The sequence below is a fragment of the Verrucomicrobiia bacterium genome (assembly GCA_035574275.1).
Lineage (GTDB): Bacteria > Zixibacteria > MSB-5A5 > DSPP01 > DSPP01 > DSPP01.
This window is the reverse complement of sequence record DATLYY010000073.1, coordinates 26,876-40,831: the sequence shown is the minus strand read 5'-3', so window position 1 is coordinate 40,831 and position 13,956 is coordinate 26,876. Positions and strand designations below refer to the sequence as shown.

7 protein-coding genes are annotated in these 13,956 nt (G+C 54.8%); 1 reads left to right on the top strand and 6 read right to left on the bottom strand.

Annotated features, from left to right (window positions below):
• Position 1: 1 nt before the first annotated feature.
• The 5 genes from VNL73_09915 to cmk form a co-directional block, all read right to left on the bottom strand.
• Positions 2-2,773 (bottom strand): GAF domain-containing protein, encoded by a 2,772-nt coding sequence (locus tag VNL73_09915; protein ID HXF49722.1) that lies wholly within the window; start codon positions 2,771-2,773, stop codon positions 2-4.
• Positions 2,770-4,041, bottom strand: coding sequence for a tRNA (N(6)-L-threonylcarbamoyladenosine(37)-C(2))-methylthiotransferase MtaB (gene mtaB, locus VNL73_09910; protein ID HXF49721.1), 1,272 nt, complete (start codon positions 4,039-4,041; stop codon positions 2,770-2,772). Before mtaB ends, VNL73_09915 begins: the two co-directional genes overlap by 4 nt.
• 3 nt (positions 4,042-4,044) lie before the next feature.
• Positions 4,045-5,946, bottom strand: a complete 1,902-nt coding sequence (gene rpsA / locus VNL73_09905) for a 30S ribosomal protein S1 (GenBank protein HXF49720.1) — start codon at positions 5,944-5,946, stop codon at positions 4,045-4,047.
• Between the two features lie 157 nt (positions 5,947-6,103).
• The gene (ispH, locus tag VNL73_09900) at positions 6,104-6,976 is read right to left on the bottom strand and encodes a 4-hydroxy-3-methylbut-2-enyl diphosphate reductase (protein HXF49719.1); all 873 of its coding nucleotides are present in this window, start codon (positions 6,974-6,976) and stop codon (positions 6,104-6,106) included.
• 11 nt (positions 6,977-6,987) lie between these two features.
• Positions 6,988-8,331: a (d)CMP kinase gene (gene cmk, locus VNL73_09895; protein ID HXF49718.1), complete on the bottom strand. Its 1,344-nt coding sequence runs from the start codon at positions 8,329-8,331 to the stop codon at positions 6,988-6,990.
• A 209-nt stretch (positions 8,332-8,540) separates the two neighbouring features.
• Between cmk and VNL73_09890 the strand changes: the two genes are divergently transcribed.
• Positions 8,541-12,065 carry a hypothetical protein gene (locus tag VNL73_09890; protein HXF49717.1) on the top strand — a complete coding sequence of 1,175 codons (3,525 nt, stop codon included), beginning with the start codon at positions 8,541-8,543 and terminating at the stop codon, positions 12,063-12,065.
• 53 nt (positions 12,066-12,118) lie between these two features.
• Here VNL73_09890 and dnaG read toward each other — a convergent pair whose 3' ends face one another.
• Positions 12,119-13,888: a DNA primase gene (gene dnaG / locus VNL73_09885; GenBank protein HXF49716.1), complete on the bottom strand. Its 1,770-nt coding sequence runs from the start codon at positions 13,886-13,888 to the stop codon at positions 12,119-12,121.
• Positions 13,889-13,956: the final 68 nt, after the last annotated feature.

Here is a 13,956-nt window from a genome sequence, read left to right as displayed (position 1 = left end):
ATTAACGGGCCACCGGCTTGGAAAGCAACTCTTCTACCGTTTTCATCAACTGCTCGATGCGGAAGGGCTTGGTGACCACCCGGTCCACGCCGGATTCCTTCAGCTTTTCCTCGTCCAGATTCTGCCCCCAGCCGGTGATGAGAACGACCGGCATATCGGCTCGGAGCTTTTTCACCTCGCGCGCCACCTCCCAGCCGGATAAATCGGGCATCGACAAATCGGTGACCACCAAATCGAACCGCTGGATTTTGAACTTGGCAATCCCTTCCTCGCCGCGCTCGGCGGTCGTGACCTCGTGCCCGGCGGAGCCGAACATATTGACCAACAAATCGCGGATGATCTCCTGGTCGTCGATGGCCAGAATTTTGAGCGACTTTTTCCATCCCTTTTTGGCCGCCTTGGGAATCGGAAAACGGAGCGTCAGTGAACGCCCGGCGATTTCATCTTCGACCAAACTGACCTGCCCTCCCGCTTCGGTTATCCAGCCCAAATCGGTTGGGGACAAACTTTCTTCGAGACGTGAAAAATCGGAGCGGAAAATCTGGCCGAAGCTGACACCGGTTATGCTGTCGTGGCGCGCCTCCGGATTTTTGGAAAGCAGGCGGATGTAAATGTACTGGTTGTCGGTATCGGTTTTCAAGCTTAAAGCGTTGCTTGCACCTTTGGCCATAAGTTCGTGTATCACTTCCCGCAGAAAGTCCTTCAATTTTGTCGAATCGACCCGCACTTCCGGCAACGGTGACAAATCGGCAGCCAGATTTTCTTTTTCCGCCTCAGCCACTTCATCCAGCAAACGATTAATATCCCGATGCTGTCCGGCCAGGGTTGAGAGATTGCGGGCCAACCGCCCCACCTTCTCCCCCGTCTTTTGCGCCAAACCGACCAGTTCACCCAACTTTTCACGCAGGGGCGACCCCTCCGGCAGTTCGGCGGAGGTGAGCTCCAAGTTGCCGATAATGGCGGTCAACTCGTTGTTGATTTCATTGCCGATTTCAACCCCGTCATCCAACCCCAATTCTTTCTTTTCGAGGGCCGAAAGTTTTATCGACACCAGCTCCGCCAAGGCGGCGAATTTTTCAAAATCGGCCGGCGTAAAGGAATGTCGGTACCGCTCCAAGCTCAAAACTCCCCAAACTTTCTCTCCCCGAACCAGCGCCACGGCCATTTGCGAAATCGGCAGCCCGATTCCGCCGGTGGCTTTTAGAATCTGGTCGAAGGCGGCCCGGTTGACCGTCTCCATAAACTCCTTGGCTCGCTCACGTGGAACGATGAGGGGCGTTCTTTCCAAAGCGACGTGCCCCCAAATTCCTTCCTCCAGCTCCAATTCAACCGAATTGAAGGCCGGATACCCCCAGTTTTTTGTCAGTCGGAGCTTGTCGTCTTCAAAACGGAAAAGAAACCCGGTATCGAAGTGAAAGAATGTGACTAAAGCAAAATCTAAAAACGAGCGCAGTTCTCCTTCGCGTTTGACCGTGGCCAACGTCTGCAAAGCCCCCACCCAGTTCTCCGCATGGGCCACCGCCACCGGCTGGCTCAAAAGCGCCACGGCGACCCCTGCCAAGGCGGAAAGATGGGACAAAACATAATCCCCGTTCGGGGCGTTCCCCTCGAATCCAAGCATAATCGCGCCGACAACTTTCCGCTCGTCGAAAAGCGGCAGCAAGAGCGCTTCAGTAATGGGGGGCAGTTCGTGCGGATGCTCAAAAAAGGAAGAGAGTTTTTGTAGTTCGTAGAGCCGTTTTGGTTCGGGACTCTGACAGCCGTTGGAAACGGTTTCGGTCAATACGGGGGATAGCCGATCCCCCACCAGCGGCTCCAAGCTGGAAGAGACCACTTCCCATTTTTCCAGGCGGTGGGCCAAAATCATTCCGAGGCGGTACGGCAGCCGCGCGGCGGCCAAATCGAGGATGTTATGCAGCGCGTCCCCCTTGGAAATGGATGCAATTCCGGAAAGGGTTTTTTCCAGTTCGCGCCTCCACGCTTCGGATTCCTCCGAACGCCGCCGCCCTTCCCGCATCAAGCGCACCCCGTCGGCAAACATTCCCAAAGACAGCCCCACCGGCCCGAGTTCCTCTTCCTCCACCCGGCCAAAACGGTACGGCTCGGCGGCCAACAAAACCAGAACCCCCAAAACCCTCTCCCGCCCGATCATCGGAATGGAAACCAGCGAGCCGAAATTCACGAATGGCGCCAGAGCGGCCCAGGTCTTGCGCGAATGCGCCAAATCCCCGATGACCAGGCTCATCCCGGTCTTGGCGGAGCGGGAGAAAAGCTCCTCCCGGGCGCGAACCCTTTCCCACTTTTTCTCCTGCTCGCGGGAAAGCCCGAAGCTCGCGGCCAAAAGCAGTTCATCCGTGCCGGAATGATAAATGAAGACCGCTCCCGCGGGCGTTCCCCAAAGCCGGCAGATTTCCCGCAGGGACAGGTTGAAAACTTCAACTAACGTATGGGGGTGCATCAAAAGTTCTTTCATTGCGCCGAAAAATTCCGCCAGGGGCGCCGCCTCGACAACCACCTTTTCCTCCCTCGCCTCAAGCGTGCGAAAAGCAAAATAGAAACCGGCAAGAGCGAAAAGCGCCGCGGCCCAAACTGACGGATCGACCCCAAACAGAAGGCGCTGGTTTTCAAACCCAAGAAGATCGGGCAGAAGAAAAAAGGAAGCGGAAAGCAGGAAGGCGGCGAAACTCAAAAAAAACCTCCTGTCCCGGCGCAAGCCCAAAAATAAAGCGCCTGCCGCGCCTGCAAGCAAAACCGCCCCCCAGAGTCCTTTCAAACCTCCCCCCGCAGGCTTTTCCCCTCCACGGAAAGGATTCTTACCGTTTTCAACTGGTTGGCCAAAGCCCCGTCGGCGTTCACAGTGACCCGAATATAATTGTCCGCCGTTCCCGCCGAAACCCCAAATTCGCGCGAGCGCCCGCCTTCAAACAAAACCGAAAGCTTACGGCCTACAAAACGGGAAATGTGCGCGTCCCATTTTTTCTCTGAAAGCTTGCGCAATTTCTCCCCCCGCTCATTTTTGACGGCGGATTCAATTTTATTGGACATTTCGGAAGCCGCCGTGCCCGGTCGGTCGGAATAGGGAAAGACATGCATGTGGTCCACCGGAAGGGAAGCGATGAAATCATGGCCGGACTCAAATTCCTCCTCCGTTTCGCCTGGAAATCCCACGATCAAATCGGTGCCGATGGTGCAATCAGTACGGATTTCCTTCAACTGCGCCAACACTTCTCGCACCTGCGCGGTGCGGTAGCGTCTTTTCATCCGCTCCAGAACGGTGTCGCAGCCGGATTGAATCGGCGTATGAAAATGCGGACAAATCCGCTCCTCGGAGCGGAAAAGCTCCAAAAGTTTCTCATTTACCTCATTGACTTTGATGGAAGAAAGCCGCAAGCGCGGAATCTTCGTCCGTTCCAAAATGAGACGCAAAAGCCCGTCCAAACGAATCTTTCCGTCCCAATATTTTCCGATATGCACGCCCGTCAAAACCACTTCCTTGTAGCCCGCTTTTTCGAGGCGCAATATTTCAGCCAACACATCTTCGGAGGAACGAGAACGGTCGTTCCCGCGCGAGAAGGGAATGACGCAATATGAACAGTTATCCTCGCAACCGTTCTGGATTTTTACAAAAGCACGGGTATGGGTTCGATTGGGACTGACGAAATCAATCGGAACCGAAAATCTTCCAGAAAGAATATCCTCAGGAAAGAGCTCCGAAAGCTCGGCAAGAATTTCCTCTTTTTTGCCGTTGGGAATAACCCCAGCCACTTCAGGCATCGCCTCAAGGGCATCCCGATGGGTTTCGGCATAGCAACCAGTGACCACCACCCGGGTCTCCGGCCAGATTCTTTTAGCACGGAAAATTGCCTGGCGGGAGGAAGCATCCGCCGAGGCGGTCACCGTGCAGGTGTTGATTAAAGTGAGTTCGGCTTGCTCTCCGAAGGAAACGGTGTCGAAACCAACCGACTCGAGAGCCTCCCCCATCCCCTCGGTTTCGGCTTGATTCAACCGGCAGCCAAGGGTGAAAAGGGCGACCCTCGGCACGGCTTATCCTTCCGGAGCGGGAGGGGGCTCGGCCGCGACCGGCTCGGGTGCCTTGGCGGGATGCTTTTCCTGCTTTTCAGGCCGGATGGGATGGGCGGCGACGTATTTTTCGCGCTCGGAAGCATCGTGCCGCTGAAAGTAATTTTCGACCGAACAGATGATTTTGTGGTTGCCGGCGTCGAACTCCAGAATAACGACCGGCAAACTCTCCCCTTCCTTGAAAGCCAATTGGGGTTTGGGCAAGCCGGAAATTCCCAAATGATTGAGCGGCACAAACCCTTCCACGTCCCCCGGCAGTTCGACTACCACGCCGCGGTCCATGAAGCGAGAGATTTTCCCCTGCATCTCGGTGCCGGAACGGAAGCGGTCCACCAAGGAGGGCCAGGGGTCGTTTTGCATCTGCTTGAAGCCGAGCGAAACCCGGCGGTTGTCTTTGTCCACCCCCAGAACGACCACGTCTACCTTGTCTCCCTTCTTCATCACTTCCGAAGGATGGGAAATCCGCTTGGTCCAGGACATGTCGGAAATGTGCACCAGCCCGTCAATTCCCTCTTCCAGCTCAACAAAAGCGCCAAATGCCGTTAGATTGCGTACCTTGCCGGAAAGTCGTGTCCCCACCGGATAACGCAAATCCAATGTCTGCCAGGGATCCGGGGTCAACTGCTTGATGCCGAGCGAAATTTTTTCATTCTGCTTGTCGGTGGAAAGCACAATTGCTTCAACGATATCACCCACGGAAAGAATTTTGGAGGGGTGTTTGACATGCTGGGTCCAGCTCATTTCGGAAATGTGAATAAGACCTTCCACTCCCTTTTCCAGTTCCACGAAAGCCCCGTAGTCGGTCAACGAAACGACGCGACCCTTCACGCGCCGCCCCATTGGATACCGCTCCTCCACTCCTTCCCAGGGATAGGGAGTAAGCTGTTTCAAGCCGAGCGAAATTCTTCCCGTGTTCTTGTCGAAATCCAGTATCTTAACGTTGATTTTCTGATTGATCGCCACAACCTCTGAAGGGTGTGAAATCCGTCCCCAGGACATGTCCGTGATATGCAGAAGCCCGTCCACTCCCCCCAAATCGATGAAAACGCCGAAGTCCGTGATGTTTTTCACGATTCCTTCCCGCACCTGGCCGACGGCGATTTCGGTCAGCAAATGCTGGCGCATTTTGTCCCGTTCTTCCTCCAAAAGCTGGCGGCGGGAAACCACAATGTTTCGGCGCAGCTTGTTGATTCGCACAACCTTCAATTCGATGTTCTGCCCGACCATGGCGTCGAAATCCATCACCTGGCGCAACCCGGCCTGAGAGCCGGGCAAAAAAGCCTCCACGCCAAAGACGTCCACAACCATTCCGCCTTTGATGCGACGCATAACCTTGCCGGTGACCGCCTGGTTGGTGTCGTGCGCCTCCTTGATGCGGTCCCAAACCCGGAGGAAATCCGCCTTTTGCTTGGAGAGGATGAGTTGGCCGTTCTGGTCTTCCAAAATCTCGATTAAAACGTCAATCTCTTCTCCCGGATGCACGCCCGAAGCGTCGCCAAACTCTTCCAGCGGGATGATCCCTTCCGACTTAAAGCCGACGTCCACCAAAACGTCCTGCCCGGCAGTGCCGATAACCCGCCCCTTTACAACCTCCCCTTCCTTGACGTCCGGCGAGGTCGTGCTGCGGCTGGCCAAAAGCTGGGCAAAACCGGAGCTGTTTTTTTCGTTTTCGTCAAATAAAGCGGAAGCATCTCCCACCACCAAAGCGGCGGGGGGAACGGTGGACGGCACGGCGGCCGTTTTTTCTTTCAGCTTGCGGGTTACTTTCGGTTTTGAATCGGTGGGGACAACTCGTTTCGCTTTTGTTTTTGTGCGCGCACCTCCCGTTTTGGAAACAGTTTTAGCGCCTTTGGACTTCGATACCACTCGTTTTTTTTCCTCCTTTGGTTTTCGCCATTCTTGGCAAAACACCTTAATATAAATACCCAAACGGGAAACGCAAGCCGTTTACGGTTAAACGGCCACGGCTCGGGCTACTCTTTTTGTCGGCAATCGGAACTGCTAAAATGAGAGAACTCTTTAGCTACTTGGACGCCAAGACCTCCCGTTCCGCTTCTTCCCCCAGCTTCTGCGCCCGCTCCATTACGGCCTGGATGATCCAGTCCGGTGTGGAAGTCCCCGCTGTCACCCCTACCCGTCTCATCCCATAAAACCAATCTTTTTGAATCTCCTCTGGGGTCTCGATGTGGTGGGCCGCTTTTCCCAAGGCCCGGCAGATAACCGCCAGCCGCGAGGTGTTGGCGGAGTTCTTGCCGCCGATGACCAGAACCATATCCACTTCCTGGGAAAGCTCCTTGGTCGCCTCCTGAATATCGGTGACGGCGTTGCAGACGTTGTTGAAAACCCGCACTTCGCGGGCCTTTTCTATCAAAAGCCCCACCACCCGCAGAAAATCTTTCACCTCGAGCGTGGTTTGGGGGATGACCCCCAGTTTTTTCCCGGGCGGAATCTCTACTTCGGTCACATCCGGGTCAATGACGACGGCGGTCTCGTTGGTGTATCCCAAAAGCCCAATGACTTCGGGGTGATGCCGCTCGCCGATAACCACCACCTGATACCCTTCGTCAAAAAGCTTTTTGGCGTATTTCTGGCTGTGCTTGACGATGGGGCAGGTGCCGTCAACGACTTCCACCCCCATCTGCTTAATTTCCGATTCGACAGTCGGCTTGACCCCGTGTGCCCGGATGACCACCACCCCCTTGGCGTTGATATCTTCCGGGTCTGCGATGACTTCGACCCCTTTGCGCTTGAAGTCCTCCACCACTTGGGGATTGTGAATGATGGGACCAAAGGTATAAACCTTTCCGGCCTCCTTTTCAGTGGACTGCATCGCCATCCGTATGGCCCGTTCCACGCCGAAACAAAAGCCCGCTTCCTTGGAAAGTATGACTTCCATCTGGCATCAATTTATACAACCGAACCGGATTGGCAACCTTTTTTTAGCTCCCCAATCCGGCGCATAACCTCTTCCGCAATCTGTTGATATCCTGGCTTTCCTTCTGCAACCGACATCACCCATTCCTTCGGAATCGGCGTTCCAAAAATCACCCGCACCCGCCCAAAACTGAAAAAAATTTTGGGCAACTCGTCCGAACCGGAAATGTAAGTGGGTACGATGGGGACCCCCCCTTCCCTCGCCAAAACGCCGATTCCGGCCTTGGGAGGCAGAAACTCCCCTTTCCTTCGACTGCGGGTTCCTTCGGGGAAGACGATGAGCGCCTCTCCCTTTTTCAAGACCTCAATGGCCGCCTCCAACGCCTGCCGGTCATACTTTCCCCGGCTGACCGGAAAGGCGTTCAAGTGACGGATGATAAACCCAAGTACGGGAATGGAAAAAAGCTCCCGCTTGGCCATAAAGTGTACCTCTCGCGGGCAGCTTACGGAAACAAACGGCGGGTCGTACCAGGAAATATGGTTGCTGGCAAGAATGATCCCCCCTTCGCGTGGAATATTCTCGACCCCCTCCCATGTCAGCCGCCAAAGAAAGCGGGAAAGATTTCTCACCAGCGTCCATATGAACAAATAAAACCACTTCATTGGGCTTCGTTTGACCTTCGGCATTTTGCCACTATTTAAGCCCAATTTTTCTTTCGCGAGCTCAAGCACTTTTTCCACTTGTTCTTCAATGGAAAAGCCGGTCGTATCGATGACCACCGCCCCCGGCGCAATTTGCAGGGCTCCTTCAGAACGGCTTTTATCCGCCTCATCCCTCCTGTTGATTTCTTCGGCCAGTTTGGATAAATCCGCCTCCCGGCCGGCTTTTTTATATTCGAGAAACCGCCGTTTCGTCCGTTCTCCCACCGAGGCATCGAGATAGATTTTCAAGTCGGCTGCCGGAAAGACGACCGTGGTGATGTCCCGCCCTTCGGCCACTACGTTTTGGCCCTTTCCCATTTTCTGCAATCGCTCCACAATTGCTTCGCGGACCCGCGGCAGGGCGGCCACCGGCGTTACCGCCCGGTCTATTTCCGGCGTCCGTATGGCATCGGTTATCTCGCGGTCGCCAACGAAAACCCGGTTGCCCCCCTCTTCAGTTTGAAACCGGATGCCCATCTCTCTTGCGAGCTCCGCCAGTTTTTCCTCATTATCAAGGGGAACCCCCTGCTCGAGCGCCAAAAGCGCCACGACCCGATACAGCGCGCCGGAGTCAAAGTAGGTATAGCCGAGCCGGGTTGCCACCATCCGCGCCGTAGTCGATTTCCCAGCCCCGGCCGGCCCGTCGATGGCGATGACTTTTCCCATTCGCCCCATTTAAACCAGAATTTCCTCCCGGGTCAAGTTAAGACCGAATTGAGCTTGCCATCCCGTCCAAATCGGAGTCAGTGGAGCGGAGGGGGGTTCAAAATTTTTTGCACTTTTGGCAAAATTTTTTGCATTGCAAAGACCGGCTTGACAGGGCTACTTTCGAGCGTACCTTACGGGTGGGTAGCGAGCGCCCGGCAGGGGGAAAGGAGAGTTATATGAACGCTCGAGTAAAAAAGTCCTGGTGTTTCATTGCTCTTTTAATTGCGTTGTCTTTTTTGGTCTTTCCTCCATTGCTTTTCGCGCTTCCCAAGGATAAAAAACAGACCTCCAAATCCCCGCCTTCCGGCCCAGTTAAAAATGCCCCGGCCCGCTCCACTCCGTTGGTTTTGGATGACGATGAAATGCGCACGTCTCAAAGCGGCATTCCAGTCCCTGCGCCCGAACCCCGCTACTTGGGTCCGACAAAGATTGAAACCGCCGCCTCTCCCTACATAGATGTGCGGATTGGCATTCCGGAAACCCCCGGCGGCAACAACCATATGCGCCGTCAGGTTGCCTTAAGCCCGAACGGCGTGGTGCATATGGTTTATGGAGTCATCAGCGGATATGCCGCCGCGGATTCCGCCCGCACTTTCCTCTACTTTTATAATGCTTATGACTGCGGTGGCTCGGATAGCCTGCAGTTCGGTAGTTTGGACAAGCAAATGATTGCCCCCGGCCCGCCCACCGACCCAAGACCCAGAGTAATGAACCAAGGCGGAATTTTCATTCCCCCCGGTTCAAATACACCGGTGGTTTACGGCAACCGCTACATCCTGCGCACCGAAACCCCGGTAGCCGCCGATCTCTCCCGCCGCGGCGCGGCCACGATGAAAGACAGCGCCGAATGTCTTGGAATGTTCTCTATGGACACAACGTTGGTTCCCAATAACGTTCCACCCATCGCTGTGCACTGGGTAATGTATCCTTTAAACGAATCTGCTTGGGTGGCGACTTGCCGGCCCAGCAGCAATCCTTCGGACGTCGGCTGGAGCTACACCACGGATAGGGGAAAAAGTTGGACGCCGGTAGGCATTTTGCCCACCTACAGCCCCTGGTTCAATTCCGTCGATATCACCGGCGCCGGCAACACCGTCTATGTCGTCTCCCACGCCGACCCGAACGACCCGAGCGCCTTTACCACCACCGAGCGTCCCTGCTATTTGAAAGGCACCTATAACCCCACTACGGGGAGTTTGACTTGGGGCACTATTCAAGACATCACCGGCCCCTTCGAGCAGCCCGATTATCTATCCAATATGCTCGGCATTTCCGCCTTGATGATTGGCGATACACTGCATGTTATTTGGACGGACTGGAATAACTGGCATGATTATGGCTTCGCTGGCCCGGGCGGCCACGTCCACCACGCCGCCGTGGAGCCGAACGGCACGGTGCAGGGGCCGCACAAAATTGCGGATATAAATATTGATGGTCGTTTGCCCGGCCGTTCCAATACACTTTTCGGATTTGCAATGGGTGTCTGGCCAAATGTCTCTTTAACCTACAATCCAACCACCGGTGTCCTCTACGGCCTTTGGTCCCAGCCCCCGGATAACGGCAATTTTGGCTGGGCGGATTACGAACAATACGGCGTCCTGGCTTGTTATGACATCTTCTGTTCCGCTTCCCCAAACAATGGCCGGGCTTGGGATGATGCCCAAAATGCTACCCAAACCAACAATCCCGGTTGCGACGGCTCTGTCGGAGACCCCTGCCACCATGAGGATTGGTTTTCTACGGCAGAAATCGCCGATTCGGTGGTCAATGTTGTGGCAATGACCCAGCGCTATCCCGGAATTCAGGAATCCAATATCCGTTCAGGAATTTCCCCGGATGTCGGCCCCATAACAGAAACGCGGGATATTTTCCGCCTCTACCGCGTCCCGGCCCGCGCGCCAATACCCTCCCTCCGCGTTGACTTGGACCTCCTTCCCGGCGATACCACCTCGCTGGATTCCATCCAGTTGAAACCAAGAGCCGGAATCTACAATTTTCCAATGCAGCTTGCCAATATCGGTCTGGCCGATTTCATTTTGGACAGCATCAAGTTTACCGGAACTTTGAATGATGGTTATCTGGTCACATCCACCGACGCCCTCCCCGGCACATCCATATCGGTGAGTCAAATCTATTATTTCAATCTCACCCTCAATACCTCCGGCGTGGGCTCGACCAATCAGGGCTTGCGCTCTGGCTTTTTGGAAGCGTATGTGCATACGGATAATTTGGGCGTTCCGTCGGAATTGCGCCAAAAAACCGTCAAGGTCTCGATTAATGCGTTTATCGTCATCAACCTTTGCCTAAATCACAAAATGCAAATCCACTCTTCCAGCAACTATTCAGATATAGGTGTTCAGGGATCCATTAAAGATCAAGCCCTTGGCACTTACGGAATGCATTACGTTGTAAACGAACACGACAACTTTTACGACGGCGGGGTGTTGATTGCTTGGAATAACAATTTGCCGGATGGCCGGGGCAACTGTGCAGACGGTTTTCCTCGCAAAGTAACCCGCCAGCTCTTTGGCGACAAATTCCTGCGCTGTGTGGCGGACGGTATTCTGGACTCGGTTCAGGGCACCGGTTCATATTACAATCTTTTTCTCAAATCGGTCGGCACGGATATTCAGGATTCCACCATCGCCTATCAAAATATCTGGGAGCAATCGACCCACGCCGATTCCTCCGACTTTCTCGTTCAAACAACAAGGGTCATCAATATCGGCCCCGATCCAATTGACAGCGTGGCAATGGGGGTGATTTACGACGTGGATGTGGACGTTACGGGCGTGGTTTCGGCATCTGAAAACGTCGGCGGCGACACCACCGTTTCCCACCTCGGCCGCCAGTGGTGGCTTGGCTGGGTCTCCGGCAATGACGTGGCCATCGACACCTGCTCCCCGGGGCAATTTGCCTATGGCTTTGTGGTCGTCCCCGGCTCCATTGGCAATCCGGGCGACACGGTTCGCCCCCGCGGCGCCGTGGTGTACCAGCAGTCCGGCTTTTCCTACAACATTGGCTGCGAAAACCCCATCGGCGGTGATTCGCTCTTGGAACGCTACGCTTGGAATCTCGACGAACTCGCCAGTACCCGCGATCGGAATCAGGATTCCTTGACCGGCACCTGGCAGGATACTACAGCCGCCTGCATTGCCAACGGCACCTGCCCCATCTGCGGGAACTATAGCACTGGCCCGCCCTGGCGGGCGGATATTGGATATATGGCCATCGCCAAGAAGGTCTATAATCTGCCCGTCAACGGCGGCGGCAGCGGCGTCGTGGCCCGCTTTGGGCTGGATGGACTGGCCGCCTCGGTGGATACCTTCTTTTCCGGCGCTGGGGAAACCTATACCATCATCCATGTCGCTTCAAGCGGCAACGGACTACCAGACCTGATGGCCAACGCCGTCAAGGGCATCGACTGGTACGTCAACCATTCCAATACCCACGTCGGCCCGATTCAAACATATCGCAAAGGGGACTTGAACAACGACGGCATCATCACCCCGGCGGACGTAGTCGAGGAATTGCAGTATGTCTTCTTGGGGAATGATGTCTCTTTTGGAAACGTAATCCCCACCTGTGTGGCGGATATGAACAACGACGGCGGATTAACTCCGATCGATGTAGTATTTGTTTTGCACGGTGCTTTCAGTGAAGGAGCTGCCTGCCCAAACTGTTTGAAACCTTGCATCTGAAAATAAAAAAGGCGGCCAAAAGCCGCCCTTACACACCTCTGAAGCAAGAGGTTTTATCGAATTATTTTGTCCAGTTCGGAAACGAGTTCCCGCGCCCGGTTTTCATCCGCCGCCTTTTCCGCCTGCATCAAAAGCTGTTTGAGCTCCCGCACCCTTTGATTTTTCTTCCGGTCGGACAGCTTGTTTACATAATCTGTCAAGAGCTGCTTGGGATCGGCGTCTCCCAAATCACGTTGCGACAGAACCAAAAGATATGGGTGGAACTTATCCTCCGGCAGTTCGCTCATCAAAACGTCAAACCCGATTTTTTGCCCCTGAACGTGCCGCTCCAAAAGAACTTCAAAAAGGGAATACGAGTCCGGTTTGGAAAAATATTCCAGCCATTCGGCGGAAGACCCGGCCAAAAGCTCCGGTTTGGAGATGAGCAGGGCCAGAAAATCCCCTTCCAAATCGGACGGGACTGGCAGCTGCGCTTTTTCCGCCGCCGGGGCGCCGGCCTTGCGCAGCCGCTTGGAATATCGCTCCATAAGCCGGAAATCGAAATCCAAGGTCCGCGCGGCTTCTTCGAGAAACAAAAGCGACCGGGCGTCATCCCGCATCCGGTTGGAAATCCCGGCCAGCTCAAGCAGTACTTTTTCCTGTTCGGAGGGCGGAAGCACCCGCAACGCCCCGCCAATCCGGTTCTTCTGAAATTCGAGATAACTCGTCGATTGCCTGACCAGAAGGTCAAACCCATCCTTGCCGTGGTCGCGGATGAAGGAATCCGGGTCATCCCCGGGGGGGAGCTGCACAACCTGAACGTTCAACCCGGCGTCATAGAGATTCTCCACGGCGCGGAAGACCGCGGACTCGCCGGCAGCGTCCCGGTCGAAGATGATAATTACGTTTTCCGCAAAGCGGGCCAAAAGCACCGCTTGCTCCGCCGTGAAGGCCGTGCCGAGCGCTGCGGCCACGTTCAATATCCCCCGCTGATAGAGCGAAATCAAGTCAATGTATCCTTCAACAAGAATGGCCGTTTTTGTTTTTCGAATTTCTTCTTTCGTAACGGCCAGCCCGAACAGCTCCTTTCCCTTTTTGTAAATGGGCGTTTCGGGACAATTCAGGTATTTCGGCTGATCTTTTGGGTTGACCGCCCGCCCGCCAAAAGCCACGATGCGACCGGAGATGTTTTGGATGGGAAAGGTGAAGCGCCGGCGGAAGCGGTCGTAATAGCCGGTGCCGGTCGGAATCCTAAGCATCGAATCCTTTTTCACCGCCAGCCCGGCAATGGACAAGCTGTCCGTCGTCACCCCCCTTTTCCGGCCGAATTCGATGATTCCCTCCCAGTTCATCGGTGCATAGCCGATTTGGAAGGTATCAATCATTTCGCGGGTGACGCCCCGGCGGTTCAGGTACGCCCATCCTTCCGCCGCCAGCTTTTCATCCATCAAAGATTCACGGAAATATTCCTGCGCCGTGGAAACGGCCCAATACAGCCGTTCGTAGTAATCCAACTCCTTTTTGTCCCGCTTTTCCGGCAAAGTGATGTTCGCCTTGCGGGCCAAATAGCGCAAGGTCTCCGGGAAGGAGAGATGTTCAACTTCCATGACGAAGTTGAATACGTCTCCTCCTTTGCCGCAGCCGAAGCAGTGGTACACCCCCTTTTCCGGCGATACTGAAAACGAGGGCGTTTTTTCCTGGTGAAAGGGGCAGAGCCCCAAAAAGTTTTTCCCTTTTTTCTTGAGCGTTAAATATTCGGATACGAGATCGACAATGTCGGTCGCCTCGCGGACACGCTCCGTCCATTCGTTGGATAGATTTCCCTTTTTTGCCTGGTTTTGCATCCCCAATCCCGGTTTTCTAAATTTATTGTTTATATCACCGGCTATTTTCCCGCAGCAAAGTTTTTTGG